General features: G+C 67.1%; 24 protein-coding genes. 2 read left to right on the top strand and 22 right to left on the bottom strand.

The window, feature by feature from the left end; translation table 11 throughout:
- Positions 1-27: 27 nt before the first annotated feature.
- The 18 genes from JCQ34_RS06940 to truB form a co-directional block, all read right to left on the bottom strand.
- The gene (locus JCQ34_RS06940; protein ID WP_286403159.1) at positions 28-933 is read right to left on the bottom strand and encodes an alpha/beta hydrolase; all 906 of its coding nucleotides are present in this window, start codon (positions 931-933) and stop codon (positions 28-30) included.
- A complete protein-coding gene (locus JCQ34_RS06935) occupies positions 930-1,589 on the bottom strand; it encodes a TetR/AcrR family transcriptional regulator (protein ID WP_286403157.1) in 660 nt (219 codons plus the stop codon). The genes JCQ34_RS06940 and JCQ34_RS06935 overlap by 4 nt, the downstream gene beginning before the upstream one ends.
- On the bottom strand, positions 1,586-3,199 hold the full coding sequence (locus JCQ34_RS06930; RefSeq protein ID WP_286403155.1) for a class I adenylate-forming enzyme family protein: 1,614 nt from the start codon (positions 3,197-3,199) through the stop codon (positions 1,586-1,588). Before JCQ34_RS06930 ends, JCQ34_RS06935 begins: the two co-directional genes overlap by 4 nt.
- Positions 3,196-4,425, bottom strand: a complete 1,230-nt coding sequence (locus JCQ34_RS06925; protein WP_286403153.1) for a branched-chain amino acid ABC transporter permease — start codon at positions 4,423-4,425, stop codon at positions 3,196-3,198. The genes JCQ34_RS06930 and JCQ34_RS06925 overlap by 4 nt, the downstream gene beginning before the upstream one ends.
- On the bottom strand, positions 4,422-5,297 hold the full coding sequence (locus tag JCQ34_RS06920) for a branched-chain amino acid ABC transporter permease (RefSeq protein ID WP_286403152.1): 876 nt from the start codon (positions 5,295-5,297) through the stop codon (positions 4,422-4,424). Before JCQ34_RS06920 ends, JCQ34_RS06925 begins: the two co-directional genes overlap by 4 nt.
- Positions 5,294-6,067 (bottom strand): ABC transporter ATP-binding protein, encoded by a 774-nt coding sequence (locus JCQ34_RS06915; protein ID WP_286403150.1) that lies wholly within the window; start codon positions 6,065-6,067, stop codon positions 5,294-5,296. Before JCQ34_RS06915 ends, JCQ34_RS06920 begins: the two co-directional genes overlap by 4 nt.
- Positions 6,064-6,828 (bottom strand): ABC transporter ATP-binding protein, encoded by a 765-nt coding sequence (locus tag JCQ34_RS06910; RefSeq protein ID WP_286403148.1) that lies wholly within the window; start codon positions 6,826-6,828, stop codon positions 6,064-6,066. Before JCQ34_RS06910 ends, JCQ34_RS06915 begins: the two co-directional genes overlap by 4 nt.
- 7 nt (positions 6,829-6,835) lie before the next feature.
- Positions 6,836-8,029, bottom strand: coding sequence for a substrate-binding domain-containing protein (locus tag JCQ34_RS06905; RefSeq protein WP_286403146.1), 1,194 nt, complete (start codon positions 8,027-8,029; stop codon positions 6,836-6,838).
- 185 nt (positions 8,030-8,214) lie between these two features.
- Positions 8,215-8,697: a DUF1579 domain-containing protein gene (locus JCQ34_RS06900; protein ID WP_286403144.1), complete on the bottom strand. Its 483-nt coding sequence runs from the start codon at positions 8,695-8,697 to the stop codon at positions 8,215-8,217.
- Positions 8,698-8,825: 128 nt separating this feature from the next.
- Positions 8,826-10,169, bottom strand: a complete 1,344-nt coding sequence (locus JCQ34_RS06895) for a M16 family metallopeptidase (protein ID WP_286403142.1) — start codon at positions 10,167-10,169, stop codon at positions 8,826-8,828.
- Between the two features lie 112 nt (positions 10,170-10,281).
- Positions 10,282-12,540 carry a polyribonucleotide nucleotidyltransferase gene (locus JCQ34_RS06890; protein ID WP_286404351.1) on the bottom strand — a complete coding sequence of 753 codons (2,259 nt, stop codon included), beginning with the start codon at positions 12,538-12,540 and terminating at the stop codon, positions 10,282-10,284.
- A 243-nt stretch (positions 12,541-12,783) separates the two neighbouring features.
- Positions 12,784-13,053 (bottom strand): 30S ribosomal protein S15, encoded by a 270-nt coding sequence (gene rpsO, locus JCQ34_RS06885; protein WP_043452786.1) that lies wholly within the window; start codon positions 13,051-13,053, stop codon positions 12,784-12,786.
- Between the two features lie 214 nt (positions 13,054-13,267).
- Complete coding sequence (locus tag JCQ34_RS06880) at positions 13,268-14,527, bottom strand: kynureninase (protein ID WP_286403138.1); 1,260 nt, start codon at positions 14,525-14,527, stop codon at positions 13,268-13,270.
- A complete protein-coding gene (kynA, locus tag JCQ34_RS06875) occupies positions 14,524-15,378 on the bottom strand; it encodes a tryptophan 2,3-dioxygenase (protein WP_286403137.1) in 855 nt (284 codons plus the stop codon). The genes JCQ34_RS06880 and kynA overlap by 4 nt, the downstream gene beginning before the upstream one ends.
- Before the next feature lie 44 nt (positions 15,379-15,422).
- Positions 15,423-16,406, bottom strand: coding sequence for a bifunctional riboflavin kinase/FAD synthetase (locus JCQ34_RS06870; protein ID WP_286403135.1), 984 nt, complete (start codon positions 16,404-16,406; stop codon positions 15,423-15,425).
- Positions 16,407-16,505: 99 nt separating this feature from the next.
- Positions 16,506-16,973 (bottom strand): hypothetical protein, encoded by a 468-nt coding sequence (locus tag JCQ34_RS06865; protein ID WP_286403133.1) that lies wholly within the window; start codon positions 16,971-16,973, stop codon positions 16,506-16,508.
- 19 nt (positions 16,974-16,992) lie between these two features.
- Positions 16,993-17,346 carry a hypothetical protein gene (locus tag JCQ34_RS06860; RefSeq protein ID WP_286403131.1) on the bottom strand — a complete coding sequence of 118 codons (354 nt, stop codon included), beginning with the start codon at positions 17,344-17,346 and terminating at the stop codon, positions 16,993-16,995.
- Between the two features lie 2 nt (positions 17,347-17,348).
- Positions 17,349-18,284 carry a tRNA pseudouridine(55) synthase TruB gene (gene truB / locus JCQ34_RS06855; protein WP_286403130.1) on the bottom strand — a complete coding sequence of 312 codons (936 nt, stop codon included), beginning with the start codon at positions 18,282-18,284 and terminating at the stop codon, positions 17,349-17,351.
- A 67-nt stretch (positions 18,285-18,351) separates the two neighbouring features.
- On the opposite strand from truB, the gene JCQ34_RS06850 reads away from it, so the two are divergent.
- Positions 18,352-19,509: a pyridoxal phosphate-dependent aminotransferase gene (locus JCQ34_RS06850; protein WP_286403129.1), complete on the top strand. Its 1,158-nt coding sequence runs from the start codon at positions 18,352-18,354 to the stop codon at positions 19,507-19,509.
- Between the two features lie 39 nt (positions 19,510-19,548).
- Here the strand turns inward: JCQ34_RS06850 and trxA are convergent, their stop codons facing one another.
- Both trxA and JCQ34_RS06840 read right to left on the bottom strand, forming a co-directional pair.
- The gene (trxA, locus tag JCQ34_RS06845; RefSeq protein WP_286403127.1) at positions 19,549-19,986 is read right to left on the bottom strand and encodes a thioredoxin; all 438 of its coding nucleotides are present in this window, start codon (positions 19,984-19,986) and stop codon (positions 19,549-19,551) included.
- A gap of 2 nt (positions 19,987-19,988) precedes the next feature.
- On the bottom strand, positions 19,989-20,510 hold the full coding sequence (locus JCQ34_RS06840; RefSeq protein ID WP_286403125.1) for a nucleoside deaminase: 522 nt from the start codon (positions 20,508-20,510) through the stop codon (positions 19,989-19,991).
- Between the two features lie 175 nt (positions 20,511-20,685).
- Between JCQ34_RS06840 and JCQ34_RS06835 the strand changes: the two genes are divergently transcribed.
- Positions 20,686-21,813: a ScyD/ScyE family protein gene (locus JCQ34_RS06835; RefSeq protein WP_286403123.1), complete on the top strand. Its 1,128-nt coding sequence runs from the start codon at positions 20,686-20,688 to the stop codon at positions 21,811-21,813.
- Between the two features lie 85 nt (positions 21,814-21,898).
- Here the strand turns inward: JCQ34_RS06835 and rbfA are convergent, their stop codons facing one another.
- Together rbfA and infB are read right to left on the bottom strand one after the other, a co-directional pair.
- Positions 21,899-22,408 carry a 30S ribosome-binding factor RbfA gene (gene rbfA, locus JCQ34_RS06830; protein WP_286403121.1) on the bottom strand — a complete coding sequence of 170 codons (510 nt, stop codon included), beginning with the start codon at positions 22,406-22,408 and terminating at the stop codon, positions 21,899-21,901.
- Positions 22,409-22,707: 299 nt separating this feature from the next.
- Entirely contained in the window at positions 22,708-25,629 is a 2,922-nt protein-coding gene (infB, locus tag JCQ34_RS06825; protein WP_286403119.1) for a translation initiation factor IF-2, read from the bottom strand.
- Between the last annotated feature and the right edge of the window lie 11 nt (positions 25,630-25,640).

The following is a 25,640-nucleotide window of genomic DNA, read 5'->3' as shown; positions in this document are numbered from 1 at the left end:
GCCTGGTTCGGCGGTTTTAGCCGCCGCTCACTTTCCGGCCAAGGCAGCGCGGACGCTCCCGGCAACGGCAGCGGCCCCCGTCTGGCCCATGATGATTGTGTAGTGGTTGACGTCCGGCACCTGCGTGAGCCGCAGCGTGGGAAGCTTTGCTGCCCAAGACTCCAAATATCCCGGGGCGTAAAGGGCTGCCGGTTCGTTCAGCAGTCCCCGGGGCGCCCGGAGGACCTCGGCCTCGACGGTAAGGCGGTCCAGTGCAGCCAGCAGCGAAGCGCCGCGGTGCAGGTCCGCCGTATCCTCCGCCATTGCCTCATACCGTGTGGCGGGCCGAAGTTCCGGCTCCTCGCCGGTGAGGTCGTAGTCCACATAGGCATCCACCAGCGGACCCCAGTCCGCGCTGAAGGCCGGGTGCTGCCGCCAGAAGGAGCGGTACACCTCCCGGCTTGGGAAGGTGGCATTGAGCCGCTCGGCGGCTGGACCCAGGACCGAGGAGATGATTTCCTCGTCCGAAAGGCCTGCCGGCACCTGCAGCGGCAGGCCCCCATCCACCAGTATCAGCGAACGGACTCGCTCCGGGAACAGGTCTGCAAGGACCAGCGAGGCGAAGCCGCCCATGGAGTGCCCCACCACGACGACGGGCCCCTCGGCCAGTTCCTCCAGGACGGCGGCCAGGTCCTGCGCGTGCGAGGTCATCCCGTACGGTGCCGGCAGTTGGTTGCTGCGGCCGCGGCCGCGCAGGTCCGGAGCGATGATCCGGACCTCGGGCAGTGCCGCGGCGAGATAGGCCCATGACTTGTGTGACGCCGTGACGCCGTGGACGGCAAGGATAGTGGGAGCGGCAGGATCATCCGGTCCCCAGACGGCGGTGTGGAGTGTTCCGCCGCGCACCGCCACTTCCGCTGTGCGGTACGTTTCCTGGCTGGCTGTCTGGGTCATGGCAATGTCCCTTCCTGGGGCGGGGTGGTTTTAGCAGCGGAGTCAGGCGCAAGGCCACGCTCGATGAACTGCATCATTTCTTCAAAAACTTCTTCGGGAACCTCGGGCCTGGCTCCCTCGACCGGCGGTGCGCCTTCCGCGTCCCACAGGACCCAGCGCATGCCGATCAGTTCACCGATGCCCATAAGGGCCCAGGCTGCGACCGTGGGGTCCATCTCCCTGACCTCGCCGCTGGCCTGCGCCGTCTTCAACCCTTCGATGTAGCCGTTCACGATGCGGGTGTAGTGCAACCGCAAGGCGCCCGGGGAAACGAACTCGGCCTGCCGGATGATCCGGTACAGCGCAGGGTGCTGGGCGGTGAAGCGGAAGAAGGCGCGGAATCCTGCCCGTTCCGCTTCCATCCGGTTGGGGGCGTTCCGTGCCGCGTCGGTCATGGCGTGCCGGACCCTGCGGTTGAGGTCCTCCACCACCTCGTCGAAGATGGCCTGCTTGCCGTCAAAGTACAGGTAGAACGTCCCCAGACCCACGCCGGCGGACTCGGTGATCTTCACAATCGAGGCCTCGTGGTAGCCCACCGAGGCGAACACCGACTCGGCCGCCTCAAGCAGCTTGGCCCGGGTGCGGTTGCCCCTGGCGGTGCGCGGTGCCGTGCTCATGCCTGTCCTCCTGCCGCGGGTGCTGGTCCTGGGGCGGGTGCCGCTCCCGGGGCGGTACGGCGGGACAGGTCCTCGCGCAGCTTGGCCCGCAGGACCTTATTCAGGGCTGTCCGCGGCAGGCCGGCAACCATTTCGATCCGTCCCGGGACCTTGAACCGGGCCAGCTGTGAGCTGCAGTGTTCCAGCAGATCCTGTTCGTCGGTGACCACGCCCGGGCGGAGCACGACGAACGCCAGACCGCTTTCACCCCAGCGGGGGTCCTCCACGCCCACCACCGCGGCCTGTGCCACGGCCGGGTGGCCCAGCAGGACCGCTTCCACTTCGGACGGAGACACATTCTCCCCGCCGGAGATGTAGATGTCCTTGAGCCGGTCCACCACCCGGATGTAGCCCTCGGCGTCCCGTTCCACCAGGTCGCCTGTATGGAGCCAGCCGCCTGCCAGGGCAGCCGCCGTGGCCGCGGGATCCCGGAAGTAGCCGGCGAACACGCCCGGGCCGCCCACCAGCAGTTCGCCGCTGGCCGCGCCCTCGAGGATTTCGCCGGTGGCCGGATCCGCCACTGCCACGGAAACATGGGGATACGGTTTGCCGGAGTAGCCCACCATCCGCTCGGCGTCCTCATTGGGCAGGCAGAGCACGTTGGGGGACGCCTCGGTCAGTCCATACCCCTGGCTCAGGGCCACTCCCCTGCGGTGCCAGATCCGCAGCAGCGGCGCCGGCATGGGGGCCCCGCCCACCACGGCGTGCCGCAGGCTGCCCAGTTCGGCAGTGGCGAAGTCCGGATGTTCGGCAAGCATGAGGTACTGCGTGGGCACCCCCATCAACATCGTGACGCGCCGTTCGGGGATTAACTGCAGGACCCGGCCCGGGTCGAATCCGCGTTCCAGCACCACGGTGGCCCCCACCCACCACGCCAACAGGGGCTGGATGTTCCAGCCGCCCACGTGGAACTGCGGCAGCACGGCCAGGACCACATCGCTGCTGCCCATGTCGAGGGTGCGCGACAGCGAAAGGTTGTTCCAGAAGCAGTTGGCGTGCGTGAGCACTGCGGCTTTGCCGGCCCCCTCGGTTCCGGAGGTGAAGATCATCATCAGGGCATCGTCGTCGTGCACGTCCTGGCGTGCCGAGGGTTCGGGCACCGGTGTTACCCGTGTAGGCGGCGGCACGGATTTCTCCACGCCGCCGGGCCCCAGCGAGGAGCCACGCAGCCGGTGCGGAAGCAGGGCGCAGGCTGCCGCACCGAGTGCTTCCAGGTCGTCTTCCATGAGCAGCAGCTGCGGCTCGGCGAGTTCCAGTTGCAGGGCCAGCTCCCGGGGCGCGAGCCGCCAGGACAGGGGCACCAGCACCAGCCCGGCCTTGGCGCAGGCGAAGAAGGCCACCACGTGGTCCGAGCTATTGCCGGTGAGAGTGGCGATCCGGTCGCCCACCACGTACCCGGCGGCCCGGAACCCCGCGGCGAGGGCAGCGGCCCGGCGCTCCAGTTCCCGGTAGGTCAGGGTGCAGCCGCGGTCGTCAATGGCAATCCGGTGGGGCGTGGCCTGGCTGCGGTCCGTGGTCCATCGGCCCAGGGTGTGCAGCCCGTCGCCGGTGGGTCCGTTGGTGCCGGTCATGCAGCGTCCTCCAAAATCTCGCGGGGTGTTTCGGCGCCGCCGTTCCCCGCCCGCCCGCGGCGCCTGCGGCCCAGCCGTTCGGCGGTACCAGCGAGGCCGCCGGGAAGGAAGAGCACCACGAGGATGAAGAGCGTGCCAAGGATGAACAACGGTTCAGACAACGGTACCCGCAGGATGTCCGGGAGGGACGTGACGGCCTCGGAGTTGGCGAGGGCGGTGAGGCGCTGGTCGAGGATGGTGTAGAAGACGCCGCCGATCACGGCGCCCCAGCGGGACCCGACGCCGCCCAGCACCACCATCACCAGCAGCGTTATGGTCAGGTCCGAGGAGATCGCCCGCGGGATAGCGCCGCTTTGCAGCAGCAGGAAGACCATGCCGATCACGCTGACCAGGATCGCAGAGAGCACAAAGATCAGCAGTTTGACCAGATAGGGCTGCAGGCCAAGGACGCGGACCCGCAGTTCGTTTTCCCGGACGGCGGCGGCCGCGTGCCCGGCCCGCGAGGACTGCACCCAGGTGACGATCACGAACACGGCCACCAGCACGGCCAGCGCCAGCCAGTACAGGTTGCGGGTGTTGACAACCCCGACCAGGAAGTCGGGCAGGTTGTCCGTGCGCAGCGTCAAGCCCTCGTCCCCGCCGGTTTTGCCGTCGGGGTTCCGTCCCACAATCACCGAACCGGCCTGGGCAAAGGCGAGGGTAACCATGGCGAACGGGATGCCGCTGACACGCAGGCTGATGCTGCCCACCACGTGGGCCAGCACAATCACGACCAGCAGGGTGAGCCCCATGGCCGGCAGCAGCGGGATGTCCAGGTTCTGCAGGATGATGGCCAGCCCATAGACGCCGGCGCCAAAGTAGAGCGCATGCCCGAAGGAGAGCAGGCCGGCAACGCCGAGAAGCAGGTGGTAGGTAAGGGCCGCGGCGGCCATCAGCATGCACATGGCCAGCAGTTGCAGGGATCCCGGGGTGTAGCTGGGACCGGGCAGCACGCCGGGCAGCGAGATGTTCAGCAGCGGGAGCAGGACCAGGAGCAGCACGCCGGCCAGCCCGGCAGCCCACGCCGCAAGGCGGCGGCCGGTGATGCCAGGACGGCCGGTGTCCGGGGCGCCGCCCGGCGCTCCCCCTGCCCCGCGCCTGCCGGTCCGGCGTTTCCCCGTCGGGAGGGTGGCGCCGCTGCCGACCGCGGGCCGGCCGGTGCTGTTGGTATCGGTGTCGGTGGTCATGCGGTTCTCCCGAGCAGGCCGGAGGGACGGAACAGCAGCACGAGCGCCAGCGCCAGTACAACGACGAAGTCGCCGGTGCCGCCGAGGTAGAAGTTCGCGAACTGCTGCAGGACGGCGACGGCGACGGCGGCGATGGCCGCGCCGGTCAGCGAGCCGAGCCCACCGATCACCGTGACGATGAAAGCGAAGATCAGCAACGATCCGCCGAGCATCGGTGAAACGTAGCCGAAATAGTGCGAGGCAAGGACGCCGCCGAGTCCCGCCGCCGCCCCGCCGATGGTGAAGACGAGGGTGAAGGCCTTCCGGACGTCGATACCGAGGGCGGTGACCATGGACCGGTTTTCGACGCCGGCGCGAATGATCATGCCGTAGCGGGTCTTCTTCAGGAAGTACACCAGGGCCAGCAGCACCATGACGGCGGCAACGATGCAGACGAAGCGGTCATTGGGAATCCGGGCACCGAGGATGTCTGTCGTGTCCTTGAACCAGGCGGGGCCCTGGATGTAGACCGGGTCGGTGCCCCAGATGCCATCGAAGAGGGCCACCGTGGCGAGCGAGAGGCCCAGGGTGATGAGCACCTGCTCGATGTGGCGCTGGTACAGCCGGCGGATCAGGACGAACTCGGTGAAGGCGGCGAAAGCAGCCCCGGCCGCCGCCCCGATAATGAGGGACAGCAGGAAGATACCCCAGTTGTCGGAGCCCGCGCGGCGGGCAATCTCCCACCCGGTGAAGGCTCCCAGGGTCAGGAACGCCCCGTGCGCGAAATTGAGCACACCCATCAGCCCGTAGATCAGGGACAGCCCGGCGGCAACGAGGAAGTACAGCGCACCCAGGCCAAGGCCGGTGAACAGCAGCAGGATGACGGTGCTCACAGGGCAGCGCCTTTCTCGACCGGGTCCCCGTGGGACGCCGCGTCGGTGGAGACACCGAGATGCCTGTGGATCAGGCCGGCGTCATCAAGGAAGTCGAGGGCACGGCCGGTGTGGACCACGCGTCCGCCGGAGAGCACGACGGCTCCCTCCGCGAGCTGGCGGACCACGTGCAGGTTCTGTTCAACGAGCAGGATCGGCACCGTCTTGGCTGCTTCGGCCAGGGTGTCGGCCACCTCGCCGACGATCTTGGGTGCAAGGCCCTTGGTGGGCTCGTCGACCAGCAGGATTTTATTGGTGTTGAGCAGGGCCCGGGCCAGCGAGACCATCTGCTGCTGTCCGCCGGAAAGGGTGCCGGCCATCTGGCCCGCACGGGCCAGCAGGTCCGGGAAGAGCTCCTCGACCAGCTGCCGGCGCGGGCTGGCGTCCCGTTCGGCGAGCCGGAGGTTCTCCGCCACGGTCAGCCCGGAAAAGACCTCGCGGTCTTCCGGGACGTAGCCGACGCCGCGCTGGATGATCTTGAAGGTGGCTTCCTTTTCGATCCTTTCACCGGCCAGTTCCACGACGCCGGTGCGGTCGATCAGCCCGATAATGGCCTTGATGGTGCTGGTCTTCCCGACGCCGTTGCGGCCCAGCAGTGCCGTGATGCCCGTGGCCGGCACCGTGAAGGACACGTCCTCGACGACCTGCTGCCCGGCGATCCTGGCGCTGAGGCCCTCGACCCTGAGGATGGGAGCGGCCTCGGCGGGGCGGTGTTCGGCTGCGGTGCTCATACTGGTTCTCCGAGATAGGCGCTTTGCACGGTGGGGTCGGCCATGACGGCGTCGGGGCTGTCCAGGGCCAGCAGGCTGCCGTGGTGCATTACGGCCACCCGGTCCACCAGGCCCAGCACGACGTCCATGTGGTGCTCGACCATCATGACGGTGCAGCCGCGGTCCCGGTGCATGCCGCGGATGATGGCGGTGAGGGACGGGACGTCTCCCGACGCCACGCCGGCCATCGGTTCGTCGAGCAGGACGACGGCGGGATCAGTGGCCAGCAGCACGGCGATTTCCACCTTGCGCTTCTCGCCGTGCGAGAGGTCCCCCGCCGCCGTCGTCAGCTTGCCGGTGAGGCCTACCTCGGCGATGGTGCCCTTGGCGATCCGCGAAGCCTCGTCCGAGGCCGAGGGGAAGCGCAGAATGCTGAAGCTGCCACCCAGTTTCGCCTGGGCGGCCAGCCTGACATTCTCCAACACGCTGAGCCGCGGGAACAGGTTGGAGGTCTGGAAGGTCCGTCCCAGCCCTGCCGACGCCCGGCGGTGGATCGGCGCTGCCGTAATCTCCCTGCCGTTCAGCGTGATGCTGCCCGCGGTGGGCCGCAAGACGCCGGAAATCAGGTTGAACAAGGTGGTCTTGCCGGCCCCGTTGGGGCCGATGACGCCGATCATTTCGCCGGCGGCGACCGCGAAGCCCACATCCTGCAGGATGCGTGCACCGCCGATCTGCAGACCGAGGCCGTCCACCGCGAGGGCGGGCAGGGCTGGGGTTGTCATACGGGTCCTACTTCTTTTCCGGCGGGGCGACGGTGTCGCCGGGGACGGCCTTGACCAGTTGCGGGGCCCACGTGTCACCCTTCTGGACCAGCTTTGCCTGGTACATGTCCTGAATCAGGGCGTGGTCCGAGGCGCGGACGGTTTCCTTGCCCTTGGGGCCGTCAAAGCTGAAGCCTTCGAGGGACTTGACCATGGCGTCCGGGTCGGTTCCGCCGCCTTCCTTGATGGCCTGGGCGATCAGCTGGCCCGCGACGAACCCGTCCGGGGTGAAGAGGTCCGCCTTGCCGCCGGCCTTTTCGACGCCGGCAATCATTTTCTTTTCCACCTCGGTACCGGAGGCGCCCGGGAAGTAGTGGCTCAGGAAGCTGATCTTGGAGCTTGCCGGGCCGTAGGCGCCGAAGCTGGACGCGTCGCCCAAGCCGGTGACGACGGGAGCGGCGTCAAACACTCCCTGTTGGCTAAGCGACTGCCACATGGTGCCGGTGGTGGCACCCGCCCAAGCCACGAAAACCATGTCCGGCTTGGCGTCCAGAAGCTGCCGCGCGAAGGGGGTGAGCTCCTGGTTTTCCGGGACGAGCACGGAGCTCACCGTGGCGCCCTTGGCTCCCAGCACGGCCTTGACCGCGGCGACGTTGCCTTGGCCGAAGGCGTTGTCCTGCGCGAACACGACGACCTTCTTGCCGTTGGGGTCGATGAAGGTACCTGCGGTGGCGACGTCCTGCAGGCTCTGGCGGCCGGAACGGAAAGTGTACTTGTTGACGCCCTGGATCGCGTCGGTGGCGGCAGCACCGGAAATGTAGAGGATCTTGTTCTGCTGCGCCTGCTCAGCAAGCTTGACGGCGATGCCGGAGGACGCGGTGCCGCCGATGATCTTGTAGCCCTTGCCGATCATGTCCTTGGCGGCGGTGACCGCCTTGTCGGGGTCGCCTGCGTCGTCGGCGTAGGTCAGGTTGATCTTGGCGCCGTTGATCTCGCCGGTGCCGTTCGTGGCGTAATCGATGCCGGCCTGCAGGCCCTGGTAGTAGGTTTCGCCATAGGCAGCGAGGGCACCGGTCTTTGAGTAGATGATGCCAACGTTGACCGGCGCGGCCGCACTGCCGGAGCCGGACGGAGCACCTGCACCCGCCGTTGGTGCGCAGGCGCTCAGGGCCAGCCCGGACGCCATAACGGCGGCCATCAAAAACTTCTTTGTTTCCTTCACGGGATGCCTTTCGGTGAAGATCCGCGGGTGTGGTGTGGGAGGGAAGAACCCCGTACCTGAAAGGTGATTCAGATTACAGCAAATGTAGAGTCAACCCTCGGTTCTGTCAACGGTAAAAGCGCAGGTGAGTCGGCCGTCAGGCCTCTCGGTGGCAGGGGTGCACCGACCCCGCGGGAAGGTCCCGGCTAATCACGCGGCGCGGAGGGCACCCTTTGGCACACGGTGGTCATCAGGGGGACCAGTTCATTGCGATGACGGCGCCACAGGCCGGCAGAGTGCGTCAGCACGCCATCGCGCGCGTTAAGCACGTGCCTGACGGTGGCGGAGCCCCGGCGGCGCTCCACGGTCAGGGTGCCGTCGCGCCACGTGGCGCGGTCACGGCTTTCGAGCGGCATGCCGGCAGCGGTTGTGTGGTACCAGAAAGTGTTGGCGTGGATGGGGTCGGCGGCGAAGATCCCAACACCCTCGGAGCAGGAACCGTCGGGCTCCGTGTGGCGGTAGGTCATGGCGACCGCGTGGCCGCCGGCGGCCGTGGCGAAGGCGACTTCCACCGCGTCTGTATGTGCCGGGCTCCAGGCGGTGGCTTCCCAGTGCGTGGTGCCGCTCCAGTGGCCCAGGAAGGCTCCCAGCGCTTCCGGTACCGGGCCCGGCGGCAACGGTCGGTCCATGCTTCCTCCGCGCTGCTTCCCGTTTCAGACCACCATCATCACGCCCGCTCCTGCGGCTGTAAAGAAGTCCCTGACGCGGGCGCCGGCCCGCGGTTCGGGTCCTGCGGCCGGGTTACTGGAGCCGGTTCCTACAGCCCGAAGGTTTCCGTCTCCTCGAAGGGTCCCACCACGGTAATGGTCCGAGGCGCGGCAGCGAGTTCGGCGGCCAGTTCCTGGACCTGTTCGGCGGTGACTGCCTTGATCAGGCGCAGGGTCTCGTCGATGTCCTGGTATTCGCCGGAGACCAGCTCGGCCCGGCCAAGCCGGGACATACGGGAGCCGGTGTCCTCCAGGGCCAGGACGATTCCGCCGCCGAGCTGTCCCACTGCCTTGCGGAGTTCATCCTCGGAAATGCCGTGTTCGGCGAGCTTGTCCAGCTCCACGCCGAGCAGGTCCACCACCTGCCGGACCTTGGACGGAGTGCACCCGGCGTACATGCCGAAGTAGCCGGCGTCGGCGTAGGACGATGCAAAGGAGTAGGTGGAGTACACCAGGCCACGCTTCTCGCGGACTTCCTGGAACAGCCGGGAGGACATGCCGCCGCCGAGGACTGCGTTCAGGACGCTCATGACGTAGCGGCGTTCATCGGTGGCGACGATCGTGGGGCATCCCATGATGATGTTTGCCTGCTCCACGGCGCGCTTGACCACGTGCAGCCCGGCTGTCCCGGTGATCAGGGCGCGTTCGGTGGAGCGGCGCTGCACGGGCGCCGCGTCGGACTGCAGCGACCACCCCGCGGACTCGAGGGCATCCACCACAAGTCCGCATACGACGTCGTGGTCCAAACCGCCCGCGGCGGTGATAACCAGCTCCTCCGGCTTGTAATACCTGCGGTAGTGCTCCCACACCGCATCCCGGGCCACCGCCCTGATCGCCGCGGGGGTGCCGCCGATGGGGCGGCCCAGCGGGTGGCTGCCAAGGACCTTGGCCACGAAGTGCTCGTGGGCGACATCGGTGGGGTCATCGCTGTCCATGGCGATTTCTTCCAGGATGACGTCGCGTTCCTGCTCCATCTCGTCAGGGTCCAGCACGGCCCCGGTGATCATGTCCGCAATAACGTCGATGGCCATGGGCAGGTCCGTGTCCAGGACCCGGGCGAAGTAGCAGGTGCTTTCCTTGGCTGTTGCCGCGTTGGATTCCCCGCCCACCTCGTCGAAGGCCGAGGCGATCTCCAGGGCGGTGCGCCGCTTGGTTCCCTTGAAGAGCAGGTGCTCCAGGAAGTGGGTGGACCCGTGCTGGCCTGGGGCCTCGTCGCGGGACCCGACGCCCACCCAGAACCCGATGGTGGCTGACCGCTGGCCCGGCATCGCCTCCGTCAGTACCCGCACGCCTCCTGGCAGCACTGAACGGCGGACCTCGGACCCGCCGTCGGAGCCGTGGACCAGGGTGTCGCCGGCGTGGTTCTGCTCAAGCGGCAGGGGTACAACAGTCATTGATGCCTTTCAGGAGGGGCAGCCGGATCTGGCTGCCATCGTAACAGCGGCGGGACCGGTGGATCATCCACCGGTCCCGCCGATTCATGCTTGTGCCGGAAAGCCCGGGCTGTTAGACGTCAGCGCCTTCAGCGGGCTCCGTGGTGTGGGCGCGCTCGGTGTCGGCCGGAGCTTCTTCCTCGGCAACCACCGGGGCGAGCGAGAGCTTTCCGCGGTCGTCGATCTTGGTGATTTCCACCTGGATCTTCTGGCCAACGGAAACCACGTCCTCCACGTTGTCCACGCGCTTGCCGTTGGCCAGCTTGCGGAGCTCGGAGATGTGAAGGAGGCCGTCCTTGCCCGGGGTCAGCGACACGAAGGCACCGAAGGTGGTGGTCTTGACGACCGTACCCAGGTAGCGCTCGCCGATCTCCGGGACCTGCGGGTTCGCGATGGCGTTGATGGCGGAGCGTGCTGCGTCGGCAGACGGACCGTTCGTGGCGCCAATGTAGACGGTGCCGTCGTCCTCGATGGAGATGTCGGCGCCGGTGTCCTCCTGGATCTGGTTGATCATCTTGCCCTTGGGGCCAATGACCTCGCCGATCTTGTCCACGGGGATCTTCACGGCGATGACGCGCGGCGCGAACTCGGAGAGCTCGTCCGGGGTGTCGATGGCCGAGTTGATGACCTCGAGGATGTGCAGGCGTGCTTCGCGGGCCTGCTTCAGTGCTGCTGCCAGCACGGAGGCGGGGATACCGTCGAGCTTGGTGTCCAGCTGGATGGCTGTGACGAACTCCGAGGTACCGGCAACCTTGAAGTCCATGTCACCGAAGGCGTCTTCGGCGCCGAGGATGTCGGTCAGGGCTGCGTAGCGGGTCTGACCGTCCACCTGGTCGGAAACCAGGCCCATGGCGATGCCGGCGACGGCGGCCTTCAGGGGCACACCGGCGTTCAGCAGGGACAGGGTGGAGGCGCAGACGGAACCCATCGACGTCGAACCGTTGGAACCGAGGGCCTCGGACACCTGGCGGATGGCGTACGGGAATTCCTCGCGGGACGGCAGGACGGGCACGAGTGCACGTTCGGCCAGGGCGCCGTGGCCGATTTCGCGGCGCTTGGGCGAGCCCACGCGGCCGGTTTCACCGGTGGAGTACGGCGGGAAGTTGTAGTTGTGCATGTAGCGCTTGCGCGTCACCGGCGACAGCGAGTCGATCTGCTGTTCCATCTTGAGCATGTTCAGCGTGGTGACACCCATGATCTGGGTCTCGCCGCGCTCGAAGATGGCGGAGCCGTGGACGCGGGGCAGGACCTCGACCTCGGCGGTGAGCTGGCGGATGTCCGTCAGGCCTCGGCCGTCGATGCGGATCTGGTCCTTCAGGATGCGCTGGCGCACCACGTGCTTGGTGACGGAGCGGAAGGCTGCGGACAGTTCCTTCTCGCGGCCTTCGAACTGGCCGGCCAGCGAAGTGAGGACCTCGTCCTTGAGCGCGTCGGAGGCGTTGTCGCGTTCCTGCTTGTCCGCGATCTGGAAGACCGCGGCGAGCTTGTCGGCTGCGGCGGACTCGACAGCGGCGTAAGCGTCGTCCTCGTAATCCAGGAAGACCGGGAACTCGACCGTGGGCTTGGCAGCGCGGGCGGCGAGATCGGCCTGGGCGTCGCAGAGTGCCTTGATGAACGGCTTTGCAGCCTCCAGGCCCTCGGCCACAACCTCTTCGGTGGGGGCGGTGGCGCCCTGTTCCTTGATGAGGTTCCAGGAGTTGTCGGTGGCTTCGGCCTCGACCATCATGATGGCGACATCGTCACCGGCGACGCGGCCGGCAACCACCATGTTGAACACGGAGTTCTCGAGCTGTGAGTGCTTGGGGAAGGCAACCCACTGGGATCCGTTTTCGTCGTTCACCAGGGCAACGCGGACGCCGCCGATGGGGCCCGAGAACGGCAGGCCGGACAGCTGGGTGGACATCGAGGAAGCGTTGATGGCCACGACGTCGTACAGCTCGTCGGGGTTGATGGCCAGGACGGTCACCACGATCTGGACTTCGTTCCGCAGGCCCTTGATGAAGGCGGGGCGCAGCGGGCGGTCCATCAGGCGGCAGGCCAGGATGGCTTCGGTGGACGGGCGGCCTTCGCGGCGGAAGAACGAGCCCGGGATGCGGCCGGCGGCGTACATGCGCTCTTCGACGTCGACGGTCAGCGGGAAGAAGTCGAAGCCCTCACGCGGGTGCTTGCCGGCGGTGGTGGCGGACAGCAGCGCGGTGTCATCGTCGATGTACACCATGGCTGCGCCGGCGGCCTGCTTGGCGAGGCGGCCGGTTTCGAAGCGGATTACACGCTTGCCGAAGCGGCCATTGTCAATGACTGCCTCTGAGAACTGGATTTCGGGACCCTCCAAGAGAGTCACCTCCGTTTCTGTTTCACGGAAGTCCAGCCGCATCAACCCAGCCCAGCATCTGTCTACTGGCCCTGCACCCGGTCATCGATCGAGACCCACGGGCCGGCGGCTTCTGTCAACGAAGCCGTTCCCGGAGATCACTACCGAGGACCGCGAATGCGTGATGCGGTTGATCCTCCTGTTTAGTTTTTCATTTGAAGAAGGCGGCCCGATCCGGAGGGAAAGGGCCGCCCCAAAGCCAGACTAGCGGCGCAGGCCGAGGCGCTCGATGAGCGAACGGTAGCGGGCGATGTCAGTCTTCTTGAGGTAGCTCAGCATGCGCTTGCGGCGACCAACCATTGCCAGCAGACCGCGCTGGGTGTGGTAGTCGTGCTTGTGCTCCTTCATGTGCTCAGTCAGATCCTTGATCCGCTGGGTCAGGACGGCAACCTGGACCTCGGGTGAACCGGTGTCGCCTTCGGCGGTTGCGTATTCCTTGATGATGGACTGCTTTACAGCGGCGTCAAGTGCCACAATAACTCCTTGGGAATGTGCCGTGAGGGCCCAGGTCAGTAACTCACTGCCGGGTCTGCCGCCAGCGTCCTGATCCGGAAAACCGGAGGAGGCGCCAACAACAGGAGCCAGCCGCCACGGACTGCAGCCGGATCCATCGTCCAGTTTACCGGCCCCGGCCTAACCTTGTCGAAACAGTGCGCCCGAAACGGGGCAGCGGTGACAGCGGGGGCGCTCAGCGCTGCAGCCGGTCCCGGATGGCCGCCATGCCCTGCAGGACTTCGGCGAAGCTGGTGCTCAGCGGGGACAGCCCCACCCGGATGCCGTGCGGTGAGCGGAAGTCCGGAATCACGTCCCCGTCCCAAAGCGCCTCGACGGTGGCCTTGGTGAAGTCCGGGTGGTCCACGGTGATGTGGCCCCCGCGCTCCCCCGGTTCCCGGGGCGATGCCAGTTCGGCGCCCAGGGGTGCCAGCCAGGCGTCGAAGACGTCCACCGCGAAGCCGGTCAGCGCCACGGACTTCTCCCGGATGGCGGCCATGGATGCTTCCTCGATGAGGTCCAGGGTGCCCTGCATGGCGATCATGCCGAAGATGGCGGGGGTGCCGCTGAGGAAGCCCCGGATGCCCGCGGCCGGTTCATAGCCCGCCGCCATTTCGAAGGCGTCCTTGCGGCCCATCCAGCCCCAGATCGGCTGGTTCAGCGACGGCAGGTGCCGGGCGTTGACGTAGGCGAACGCCGGCGACCCCGGCCCTCCGTTGAGGTACTTGTACGTGCACCCGGCGGCGAAGTCCACGTCCGCGCCGTCCAGGTCGATCTCCACCGACCCCGCCGAATGGCAAAGGTCCCACACCACCACAGCGCCTGCGTCGTGCACTGCAGCGGTGATGCCCGCCAGGTCGGCGAGGTGGCCGGAGCGGTAGGCGATCTGGCTGAGGAGTACGACGGCGGTGCGCGGCCCGGTGGCCTGGCGCACCTGTTCAACGGTCACCCCGGCGGCGGGATCCGGCTGGATCCAGCGCAGGGTCAGGCCCTCCTCGAGGGCGATGCCCTCCACCAGGTACCGGTCCGTGGGGAAGTTTTCCGTGTCCAGCACCAGCTCGTTGCGGTCCGGGTCCTGCACCGCGGCAAGGGCTGCCCGGATCAGCTTATAGAGCACCACGGTGGTGGAGTCGGCGATGATGGTCTGCCCCGGAGCGGCGCCAAGGACCGCGCGGCCCAGCTGGTCGCCGATGCCATGGGGCAGGGCCAGCCACTTCTCGTCCCAGCCGCGGATGAGCCGGCCTCCCCATTCGTCCCGGATAAAGGCGGCCACATCGTCGGCAGTCCGCTTCAGGGGGCGGCCCAGGGAGTTGCCGTCAAGGTAGGACAACGCAGTTTCCGTGCCGATGAAGAGGTCCCGGTAACGCGCCAGGGCGTCCTTGCCATCCAGTTCTTCGGCCCGCCGGCGGAGGTCCTCGTCGGTCACGCCTGCGCGGTTTTCCTGGTGGATGCTCATTGTCCGATCTCCGTCCTGACAGCGAATAGTTCCGGGAAGAACGTCAGTTCCAGGGCCTTCTGCAGGAAGGTCACACCGCTGGATCCCCCGGTGCCGGTCTTCATGCCGATGGTCCGCTGGACGGTGCGCAGGTGCCGGAACCGCCAGAGCTGGAAGTTGTCCTCCAGGTCCACGAGTTCCTCGCACGCCTCGTAGGCGGCCCAGTTGTCCGCGGCGTTTTCGTAGATGTGCTTGAAGAGCGGGACAAGTTCCGGGGCGAACTCGTGGGCCAGCGTTACATCGCGGTCCATGACGGAACGGGGCACGTCGAACCCCTGCCGGGACAGGTAGGCCAGGAATTCGTCGTAGATGCTGGGGGCGGCCAGCAGCTCCGCCAGCATCCCGTGGGCCTGCGGGTCGGACTCGAAGATGGGCAGCATTTTGCTGTTCTTGTTGCCCAGGACAAACTCCACCGCGCGGTACTGGGCGGACTGGAAACCGGAGGAGTTGCCCAGGAAGCCGCGGAACTGCGAGTACTCGGTTGGTGTGAGGGTGGCCAGGACGGACCACTGCTCGGTGAGGGTCTTCTGGATGTGCTTGACCCGGGCGATGCCCTTGAGCGCCGAGCCCAGGTCGTCCTCCCGGAGCCAGGCGGCGGCGCTGCGCAGTTCGTGCAGGACCAGTTTCAGCCACAGCTCCGTGGTCTGGTGCTGGATGATGAACAGCAGCTCGTCGTGGTGTTCAGGCTGGCTGACCGGCTGCTGGGCGCTGAGCAGCGTGGGAAGCTGCAGGTAGGAGGCGTAGCTCATCCGTGAGCTGAAGTCGCGGACAATCCCCTTATCCAGCTTGCGGGTGTTCTTCTCGACGGACACGCACTGCCTTTCGTTGTTTTCACCCCGGGCAAATGAGGCCGGAGTCAGGGGCCGGCCAGGATCTGGTGGGCCTGGGCCACGTCCAGCCGCATTTGTTCCACCAGGGCCTCAGGGCCACGGTAGGCCACCATGCCGCGGAGGCGCTGCACGAATTCCACGATGACTGTCTGGTCGTACAGATCGAAGTCCTCCACGGCTTCCTCCGGCCTGTCGATCACATGCGCCTCCACCTGGCGGCTGACGCCGTCGAAGGTGGGGTTGGAGCCTACCGAAATTGCCGCCGGCCAGCGCTTGCCCGCCTGGTCCACCAGCCAGCCTGCGTAAATGCCGTCAGCAGGGATCAGGCCCGTGGCATTCGAGGAAAGGTTGGCCGTGGGGAAACCAAGCGCCCTGCCCCGGGCGGCGCCGTGGACCACTTCGCCGCGCATCCGGTGCGGTCGTCCCAGGACGGACGCGGCGGTGGCGACATCGCCCTCCTGCAGCGCCTCACGCACCCAGGTGGAGGAGCAGCGGCGGTCCGTGCCGTCGTCGTCATGCAACGGGTAGCCCTCGGACCCAAACTCGCTGATGACCTGGACGTCGAAGCCGAACTTGTCGCCCAGGGCCTTCATGATCTCAAGGTCGCCGGAGTTATTGCGACCGAAGCGTGCGTCGTGGCCGATGACCACGTGGCTGGCGTGCAGGCAGTCCACCAGGTACTGCTCCACGAACTCCTCGGCCGTGAGGCTGGCAAGGTCCAGCGAGTACTTGACCACCAGGATCGCGTCCAGGCCAAGCTCCCCCAGCGCCTCCAGCTTGTCATCCAGTCCCATGATCAGCTCCGGCGCCGCTTCGGGCCGGTGGATGACTGCCGGGTGGGGGTCGAAGGTGATGGCTACGGCCTTGGCCTGGGAGAGCCTGGCCGAACGGATCAGCTGGGACAGCACCTGCTGGTGGCCGCGGTGAACGCCGTCGAAGTTGCCGAAAGTGACAACAGATGGGCCGAAGTCCGCCGGGACATCGGACGGATCGTTCCAGATGTAGACCATCACCCTCGCCTTAAGCTGCGTGCAAGCATCGACGTTCCGCCGGCCGGGCGGCTGCGGAACTCTTCAAGGTTACCCGGATTCGCTGCGCGGCTTTCGCCGTCACTCCGCAGCCTTGGCAGAAGCTGCCGCAGCCGCGGAGGGGCGGCGGCGGTACAGCCACACCAGGCCAAGGATGGGCAGCAGCAGGGGGATGAAGCCGTAGCCACGGCCGAACAGGGACCAGACAGTCTCATGCGGGAACTGAACCGAGTCCAGGATGCTCAGCGTCCCAACCACCAGGACCCCCGCGAGCTCGACCAGCACGGCGGCAACAGAGATTTTGAACCAGGTGGTCCCTGCCTTGGCCAGCGACACCGTAGCCAGGATGTACACCACGGCAGCGAAGGCGGAGAGCAGGTATGCCAGCGGGGCCTCGGAAAATTTGGTGAGGATCTGGTAGCCGGCACGGGCGGTGGCCGAGATGGCGAAGACTCCGTAGACCGCGATCAGCAGCCGGCCTGGACCGGTGTTGCGGGTGTTGCGGACGGGTGCGTCACCGGTGGCCCCGGGGGCCTGCTGCTCTTTCATGCTTGCTGCTTCTTCCACTTCAGTACCAGATCTGGTTCATTCGGGCAGCCATCACCAGTGCAGTGACACCGACCGCGGCCAGGACAAAGTTGCTCCACCGCGTCCGCTCCAGGATGGCCCAGTAGATAGCCGCGGGCGGCAGGAGCATGGCGGTGGCCATGTAGCCCCAAAATTCCCACGCTTCGCCGGCGATCGGTTCGCCGGCGATGACGCGGACGATCGAACCCACCAGGTAGACCACCAGGGCCACTTCCACGGCCACGACGGACAGGAGGGTGACGTCGTTCGGCGCCTTCTTAAGGATTCCCGCCCCCAGGCAGAGCACCGTGGACACCAGGCCGACGACCAGGATGATCCAAAAATACGCATCCACGCTTATGCCTCCGCAGCCGCGGTGGCGGCCGCCCCGTTGCCGGGCGCGAAGACCAGGACCGGTTTGGCGTAGCTGCCCGCATCGGCGAGGAGCGCCACCAGGCTGCCGTCGGGGGCGAAGCCTGCCGCAGGGTGCTCAGCGGTGGCGGCGCCGGGGGTACCGGGAGCCGTACCGGCAGTGATCCGCCGGCCGAACGAGATTTCTGCGGTTTCCTCGGCGGTGAGTTCGCGGTTGGGCATCAGGGCACGCGCGGCCAGGGACATGTCCAGGACGTTGAGCTCTTCGGCGAGCTGTTCCAGAGTGCGGGCCTGGTCAAGGGTGTAGGGACCCACCTGGGTCCGGCGGAGGGCGGTGAGGTGGCCGCCGACACCAAGGGCATTGCCCAGGTCCCGGGCCAGGGCACGGATGTACGTACCGGAGGAGCACTCCACCGTCACGTCCAGGTCCACGACGCTGGCCGCGGCGTCCCTGCGGATGGCGTGGACGTCGAAGCGGTGGATGGTGACCGGGCGCGCGGCGAGCTTGACGTCCTCGCCGGACCGCACGCGTGCGTAGGCGCGTTCGCCGTTCACCTTGATGGCGCTGACGCTGCTGGGCACCTGCTGCAGCTCCCCCGTTAGCGCCGCGACGCCGTCGTAAATTTCCTGCTCCGTGATGCCGGCGGCGCTGGTGGTGTACGTGACCTCGCCCTCAGCGTCATCCGTCACCGTGGACTGTCCCAGCCGGATGGTGGCGGTGTAGGTCTTGGAGGTGCCCACGATGTAGGTCAGCAGGCGGGTGGCTTTGTTGATGCCGAGCACCAGCACGCCTGTGGCCATGGGATCGAGTGTTCCAGCGTGCCCTACTTTCCGGGTCCCTGCGAGGCGCCGCATCCTGCCAACCACATCATGGCTGGTCCATCCCTGCGGCTTGTCCACTATCACCAGTCCAGAAAGCACGCCTCCCAGTATATCGGCGCAGGTTGGGGGCGCCGTACGGACCACCGGGACAGCTAGGATGACTGGCATGCCCCAGCTTGCCGCCCATGTCCGCGACGTGCCCGTGAACCAGATCCGGGAGATCACCGAGGCCGCATGGCGGACTCCCGGAGCCATCGTGCTGAGCATCGGGGAGCCCGGCTTCCCGCTCCCCCGTCACGTCCTGGACGCGGGTATGGCCTGCCTGGACCGGGACGAGACCAACTACACCCCCAACGCCGGAATCCCGGCCCTGCGCGAGGCGTTCGCCGCCAGGTTCCGGGAGGAACAGGGTGTGGACGTCGGCGCCGAGCGGCTGTATGTGGTGTCCGGCGCCCAGCAGGGCCTGCACTTCGCCATGAGCATGCTGCTCTCCCCCGGTGACGAGATCCTGATCCCCAATCCCGGCTACCCCACTTTCGCCATGACCAGCCGGCTGCTGAACGCCGTTCCAGTGGGCTATCCGCTGCATCCGGAGCACGGCTTCCAACCGCGCGTTGCCGACGTGGAGGCCCTCATCACCAGCCGCACCCGGGTGCTGGTGCTCAACTCGCCCTCCAACCCGCTGGGTGCCGTGCTCAACGGTGAACTGGTGCAGGAGCTGGTGGAGCTGGCCCGCCGGCATGACATCTGGGTCATCTCGGACGAGTGCTACGAGGCGTTCACCTACGACGTCCCGCACGTCAGTCCCGCGAGGTTCGACGGCGGCACGGAGGCTGATGCGCGCGTGTTCACTTCGCTGACACTGTCCAAGACCTACGGGCTGACCGGGCTGCGGATCGGCGCGCTGGTCTGCCCGCCCGGGCTGGAAAAGAAGATGGACAACGTCATGGAATCGATCGTCTCCTGCGTGGCGTCCGCCCCACAGTACGCGGCGCTGGCGGCGCTTACTGGGCCGCAGGACTACGTCCGGCACGCACACCGGCACTACCGCGAGAACCGGGATGCGGCGTCGTCGGTCCTGGCCGCAAAGGGGATCCGCTACCTGCCTGCGCAGGGCGCGTTTTACTTATGGGCCGATATGTCCCACGTCACCGGCGGCGATGTCCGTGCCTGGGTCCGGCGCTTCCTCGCTGACTCCGGCGTGGCGCTGGCTCCGGGAACGGCGTTCGGCTCCATTGGCGAGGGCTGGGTCCGGATCGCGCTGTGCGGACGGCAAGAGGACCTGCTGGAGGGACTGTCCCGGCTGCCGGGCGCCCGGCAGTAGGTCCGCCGGGTCTCAGCTGCAGCCGCCCGGAAGGGTACCTTAGCTGCGGGCGCCGGCGAGGGCCTTGTCCAGCCACGACCGAAGGACCTCTGCAGGCGCCGCACCCGCCTGGCGCGCGGCTACTTTCCCATCAATGAGCACCATCAGCGTGGGAATGGCCTGGACGTCGAACCGCCGCGAGAGCCCCGGGGACTTGTCCACGTCCACCTTCACCAGCTTGATCTTCCCGGGGCATTCCCGCGCCAGCTTGTCCAGGACCGGGCTGACCATCCGGCAGGGTCCGCACCAGGCGGCCCAGAAATCGACCAGCACCGGCACGGCGGATTGCTCCGCCACGGCAGCGAAGTCGTTGTCGCCCGCGGCCACGATCCACGGCAGGTCCGCCTTGCAGTTGCCGCAGCGGGGGTGGCCGGAGGCCTGGGCGGGCACGCGGTTGGTCTTCCCGCAGGAAGGGCAGCTCAGCAGCGTCGTTTCCATGGTCAGTATTCCTTCCTGCTGTCAAAGGCGCGCCAGGTCTGGAAGGGGACGTCCGACGTCGGGATGTCGCCCCGGGTGACCGGCATCAGTTCCGGTGCGGCGCCGCTGAAATAGTCGTAAAAGAGGGCGTCGTCGAAGCCGGCGGCTGCGGCGCCATGGCGGTCCGCGGCGAAATAGACGTGCCCGATTCGAGCCCACAAAGCTGAAGCCAGGCACATGGGGCAGGGCTCGCAGCTGGCGTAGAGAACCGATCCGGTGAGGTCGAAATCAGCTGTGGCGGCCGCGGCGGCGCGGATGGCCACCACCTCCGCATGGGCGGTTGGATCGTTGTCCCGGGTCACCCTGTTGACGCCGGAGTGGACCCGTCCGTCGGGGGTCACCACCACCGCACCAAACGGTCCGCCGCCCTGGCCCACGTTCGCGGTGGCAAGGTCCACTGCCTGTTCGAGGTACCGGGCGCCTTCAAGGTGCTGGGCCCGTTCGAAGTGTTCCAGGGAACTGTTTCCATGCTCTGCGGCGCTCATAGCACGATCCTAGCCACCGGTGACCCTAGGGGGGATGGAAAGGGGGCCAGGAAGGGGGGATACCCCCAACACTACCCGCCGGTAGGGGCCTACTCTTGCGCCGGGGGATACATATTTTGCCTCAGCCGAGGCTTCCATATCCAGCCCGCAAGGGCCCCGCACCCCGGAGTACCCAATGAAGAAAAGACTCGCACTCTTAGCTTGTATCACCGCCTCGGCCGCTGCCATAGCGTCCGCAGGCCCGGCCGCCGCTTCCACCAAGGCGCCGGACTACGAGGTACTTGCAGGCGGCCTGGTCTCGCCGCTGCATGTGGCCGCAGGAACCGGCAAGGCCGTCCTGGTGTCCCAGGATTTTGCCGGGAAACTCACGCGCATCAGCCGTGACGGATCAGCCGAAGACCTGGATACGGCCACGCCCAAGGGCTGGGAAGTAGCCGGTTCCGATACCCGCGGCAGCACAACCTACTTCCTTGAAAGCGTGGGCGCCGGGCAAGGGGACCCCGCCGGGCTGCACGGATACCTGAAGTCGATTGACTCCAAGGGCACCGTGGACACCATCGCTAACTTTGCCGATTACGAGCGGCGCCACAACCCGGATGGCGACCAAAGTTACGGCTTCGGGGATGACGTCAGCGCCCAGTGCCTGGCCAACTGGCCAAACTTCCCGCCTGCCACCTACAAGGGCACCGTGGATTCCCACCCATACGCCCTGGCCGTCAGGGACAACACCGCGTACGTTGCGGACGCCGGCATGAACGCTGTCCTGAAGGTCAACCTGAAGAGTGGCGACATCGATACCGTCGCCGTCCTGCCGCCACGGCCGGCGGTGATTCCGGCGGGTCTGCGGATCCCTACAGATATGCAGGGGAACACGGTGGAGGTGCCGGCCTGCGTGGTGGGGCATGAATATGCCTTCGAACCCGTCCCCACGGACGTCGCGATCGGACCTGACGGCATGCTGTACGTAACGTCACTGCCCGGCGGACCGGAAGGACCCGAATTGGGGGCCCGCGGTGCCATCTTCAAGGTAAATCCGTGGAACGGTGACACCGACGTGTGGGCGGACGACATCCTGAGCCCCACGGGACTTGCTGTGGCCGGCAACGGTGACGTGTACGTTGCGTCGCTGTTCGGCGGCGAGATCCTGACGTTCACCTGCAACGGTGACCGTTCGACGTTCCTGAAGGTGAACATGCCGGCTGACGTCGACATCAAGGGGAACAACCTCTACGCCACGATCGACGTCCTGGGTGACCCGATGCAGCCGCCCGCAGGAAAGGTCATCAAGGCAGACCTGCCGTAGCCGGCGGCGAGGAGCCCCGGGTAAGGACGGGGTGGGTTAAAAGCAGCCAGGGCCCGGGATAAGCTCCCGGGCCCTGGTGTGCGTCTTACTTGTTGCGGTCCTCGTCGAGGTCTTCATCGTCGTTGAGGTCCAGGTCCTCTTCGTCGAAGTCGTCCTCGTCGATGTCCACGTCACCGGACGCATCGGACTTGTACGGGTCGGCGTCCCCGGCGTGGCGGGCGTTGGCAGCAAGGGCTGCCACCTCGGCGTCCCGCTTGCGGGCTTCCCGCAGCAGTTCCTCCAGGTTGGAAGCGTTGACCGGGATCTGGTCGGCGACAAATTCCAGCGTGGGGGTCAGGCGGGCGGTGATGTTCCGGCCCACCTCCTGCCGAAGCACACCCTTGGCCTTCTCAAGCCCCTTGGCAGCATCAGCCTGGACAGCCTGGTCCCCGAAGACGGTGTAGTAAACAGTGGCGTGCTGCAGGTCGTTGGTCACGCGGGCATCGGTGACAGTAACGCCTTCAACCCGCGGATCCTTGATCCTCCGGCCCAGGGCCTCAGCAACAACAACCTTAATCCGCTGCGCCAACTTGGCAGCACGTGCCGGATCAGCCATGAACAACTCCTATGAGAAGAAAAAATTAGGGACGTACGACGGCGACGCAGAGGCTGCCAGCACACGTTTCAGTTTTGTGCCGCACACTAAAGGCGAGCCAACGACGATGCCGAAGAGTCTTGGGGGCCGGCGCTTTGGAGCCGTGAAGGGGGCCCGGGAGTGGCATCGGGCCTGCCGGAGACGGGTGGCTGACGATCGCAGATCGTCAGCCACCCGTCGAAGGGGCGGGGCCCCCTTCACGGTGGAAAAGCGAGGGGCAGGGCCGCCGGAAAAATTCCGACGGCCCCACAACAGACAGACTAGACGCGCGGCTTCTCGCGCATCTCGAAGGTCTCGATGATGTCACCTTCGATGATGTCGTTGTACGACCCGAGGCCGATACCACATTCGAAGTCCGTGCGGACCTCGGTGGCGTCGTCCTTGAAGCGCTTGAGCGACTCAACGGTGAGGTTGTCACCGATGATCTTGCCGTCGCGGCTGACGCGTGCCTTGGCGTTGCGTCGGATGATGCCCGAGCGGACGATCGAGCCGGCGATGTTTCCGAACTTGGAGGAGCGGAAGACTTCGCGGACCTCGGCGGTACCGAGCTGGACTTCTTCGTATTCCGGCTTGAGCATGCCCTTGAGCGCTGCTTCGATGTCATCGATTGCTGCGTAGATGACGGAGTAGAAGCGCATGTCCACGCCTTCGCGGTCTGCCAGTTCGGCAACCCGCTCGGCGGGCTTGACGTTGAAGCCGATGATGACGGCGGAGTCGACCGTTGCCAGGTTGACGTCGTTCTGGGTGATGGCACCCACACCGCGGTGGATGACGCGCAGCTGCACGCCTTCGCCGACGTCGATCTTGAGCAGCGCGTCTTCGAGGGCTTCGACGGCACCGGACACGTCACCCTTGAGGATGAGGTTGAGGGTGTCGATCTTGCCTTCGGCGACGGCCTGGTCGAAGTCTTCCAGGCTGATGCGCTTGCGGCGCTTGGCCAGGGCGGCGTTGCGGTCGGCGGCTTCGCGCTTCTCGGCGATCTGGCGGGCGGTTCGCTCGTCAGCGGTCACGAAGAAGGTGTCACCGGCGCGCGGCACGTTGGACAGGCCCAGCACCTGAACGGGGCGGGACGGGCCTGCCTCGGTCAGCGCGCTGCCGTCGTCGTCGAACATCGCACGGACGCGGCCGTGGGCCGTGCCTGCCACGATGGTGTCGCCGACGCGCAGGGTACCGGACTGCACCAGGACGGTGGCAACCGCACCGCGGCCCTTGTCCAGGTTGGCTTCGATCGCGATGCCACGGGCGTCCTTGTTCGGGTTGGCGCGCATGTCCAGGGCAGCGTCTGCGGTGAGCAGGACGGCCTCGAGCAGCTCGTCGATGTGCAGGTTCTGGCGGGCAGAGACCTCCACGAACATGGTGTCGCCACCGTATTCCTCGGGAACCAGGCCGTACTCGGTCAGCTGGCCGCGGACCTTCTCCGGATTGGCGCCTTCCTTGTCGATCTTGTTCACGGCCACGACGATCGGCACGTTGGCCGCCTGGGCGTGGTTGAGGGCTTCAACGGTCTGCGGCATAACGCCGTCGTCCGCTGCGACCACCAGGATGGCGATGTCGGTGACCTTGGCACCACGGGCACGCATGGCGGTGAACGCCTCGTGTCCCGGGGTGTCGATGAAGGTGATCTTGCGATCGTCGCCTTCGTGGTTGTGCGTGACCTGGTAGGCACCGATGTGCTGGGTGATACCGCCGTGCTCGCCCGCCATGACGTCGGACTTGCGGATGGCATCCAGCAACCGGGTTTTACCGTGGTCAACGTGGCCCATGACGGTGACTACCGGCGGACGTGCCTCGAGTTCCTCGTCGCCTTCGGCTTCGAGTTCGGCTTCAAAGTCGATGTCGAAGCTGGAGAGCAGCTCGCGCTCCTCGTCCTCCGGGGAGACGACCTGGAGCTTGTAGCCCAGTTCCTCGCCGAGCAGGGCGAAGGTGTCCTCGTCCAACGACTGGGTGGCGGTGGCCATTTCACCAAGGTGGAACAGCACGGTGACCAGCGCGGCGGGGTTTGCCTCGATCTTGTCGGCGAAGTCCGTGATGGACGAACCACGGCGAAGCCGGATGACGGTGTTGCCGTCGCCGCGGGGTACGCTCACGCCACCCAGCGACGGGGCACTCATCTGCTCAAGTTCCTGGCGCTTTGCGCGCTTGGACTTGCGCTGCTTGCCACGGCCTGCGCCGCCCTTGCCGAAGGCACCCTGGGTGCCGCCGCGGCCGCGGCCGCCCTTGCCGAAGCCACCGCCGGCGGGAGCACCGCCGCCACCGGGACCACCGGTGCCGGGAGCGCCACCGGGGCGTCCGGGACCGCGGCCGCCACCGGGACGGCCTGCACCTGCGGGTGCGGGACGCTCGGTGCGGTTGGGCATCATGCCGGGAGTAGGACGGGGACCACCGGGGCGGGGTGCGCCCGGACGGGGACCACCGGCGCCTGCTGCGGGGCGGGGACCGCCGGCACCTGCTGCGGGACGCGGCCCACCGGGGCGCGGTCCGCCGGCACCCGCTGCGGGGCGGGGACCACCGGGGCGGTCGCCGTCGGTGCGGCTGCCGCCCGGACGGGGCATGCCCTGGGAGGTGGCAAACGGGTTGTTGCCCGGACGGGGTGCACGGTCACCGTCTCCACCACGGCCGCGGGGCATGCCCTGCGAGGTGGCGAACGGGTTGTTGCCCGGACGGGGACCGCCGGGGCGGGGCCCTGAGCCACCCGGACGGGCGGAGGGAGCCGGGGCGTCAGCCTTGGGCGCCGGACGTGCACCCGGCTTGGCACCGGTGGACGGGGCACCAACGGACGGGGCACTGGAGGCCGGCGCACCGGAAGCCGGAGCCGCGGGGGCCGCAGGCGCGGCGGGGGCTGCCGGGGCTGCTGCCTGTGCAGGAGCAGCAGGAGCGGCCGGAGCCGGTGCCTGGGCCCTGGCAGCCGGAGCCTTGGGCGCAGCCGGGCCGGGAGCCGGTGCTGAGGGGCGTGTTCCTGCCGCGGGAGCGGGTGCCTTGGGCGCAGCGGCTGGCGCTGCGGCCGGAGCCGGCGACTTTGCGGCGGCGTCGGGGAAGGCGTTGCGCAGTTTACGCACAACGGGGGCCTCAATGGTTGAAGAGGCAGAGCGAACGAATTCGCCCAGTTCCTGCAGTTTTGTCACTGCATCTTTGGAAGTTATACCGAGCTCTTTAGCGAGCTCATGTACGCGGACCTTGGCCACATTTCTCCTGT

This window comes from Pseudarthrobacter defluvii (genome assembly GCF_030323865.1).
GTDB classification, from domain to species: domain Bacteria; phylum Actinomycetota; class Actinomycetes; order Actinomycetales; family Micrococcaceae; genus Arthrobacter; species Arthrobacter sedimenti.
Note: the sequence above shows the minus strand (reverse complement) of the source record. Positions and strands in the feature narration are given on the sequence as shown.

Bases quoted from the DNA above. Each gene is read 5' to 3' on its own strand.
- JCQ34_RS06865 (WP_286403133.1), bottom strand. From the start codon at position 16,973: ATGAAAGAGCAGCAGGCCCCCGGGGCCACCGGTGACGCACCCGTCCGC.
- JCQ34_RS06895 (WP_286403142.1), bottom strand. From the start codon at position 10,169: ATGACTGTTGTACCCCTGCCGCTTGAGCAGAACCACGCCGGCGACACC.
- JCQ34_RS06840 (WP_286403125.1), bottom strand. From the start codon at position 20,510: ATGAGCGCCGCAGAGCATGGAAACAGTTCCCTGGAACACTTCGAACGG.
- JCQ34_RS06835 (WP_286403123.1), top strand. From the start codon at position 20,686: ATGAAGAAAAGACTCGCACTCTTAGCTTGTATCACCGCCTCGGCCGCT.
- JCQ34_RS06915 (WP_286403150.1), bottom strand. From the start codon at position 6,067: ATGAGCACCGCAGCCGAACACCGCCCCGCCGAGGCCGCTCCCATCCTC.
- JCQ34_RS06930 (WP_286403155.1), bottom strand. From the start codon at position 3,199: ATGACCGGCACCAACGGACCCACCGGCGACGGGCTGCACACCCTGGGC.
- JCQ34_RS06935 (WP_286403157.1), bottom strand. From the start codon at position 1,589: ATGAGCACGGCACCGCGCACCGCCAGGGGCAACCGCACCCGGGCCAAG.
- JCQ34_RS06940 (WP_286403159.1), bottom strand. From the start codon at position 933: ATGACCCAGACAGCCAGCCAGGAAACGTACCGCACAGCGGAAGTGGCG.
- JCQ34_RS06925 (WP_286403153.1), bottom strand. From the start codon at position 4,425: ATGACCACCGACACCGATACCAACAGCACCGGCCGGCCCGCGGTCGGC.
- JCQ34_RS06870 (WP_286403135.1), bottom strand. From the start codon at position 16,406: ATGGTCTACATCTGGAACGATCCGTCCGATGTCCCGGCGGACTTCGGC.
- JCQ34_RS06880 (WP_286403138.1), bottom strand. From the start codon at position 14,527: ATGAGCATCCACCAGGAAAACCGCGCAGGCGTGACCGACGAGGACCTC.
- trxA (WP_286403127.1), bottom strand. From the start codon at position 19,986: ATGGAAACGACGCTGCTGAGCTGCCCTTCCTGCGGGAAGACCAACCGC.
- JCQ34_RS06900 (WP_286403144.1), bottom strand. From the start codon at position 8,697: ATGGACCGACCGTTGCCGCCGGGCCCGGTACCGGAAGCGCTGGGAGCC.
- rbfA (WP_286403121.1), bottom strand. From the start codon at position 22,408: ATGGCTGATCCGGCACGTGCTGCCAAGTTGGCGCAGCGGATTAAGGTT.
- JCQ34_RS06850 (WP_286403129.1), top strand. From the start codon at position 18,352: ATGCCCCAGCTTGCCGCCCATGTCCGCGACGTGCCCGTGAACCAGATC.
- JCQ34_RS06910 (WP_286403148.1), bottom strand. From the start codon at position 6,828: ATGACAACCCCAGCCCTGCCCGCCCTCGCGGTGGACGGCCTCGGTCTG.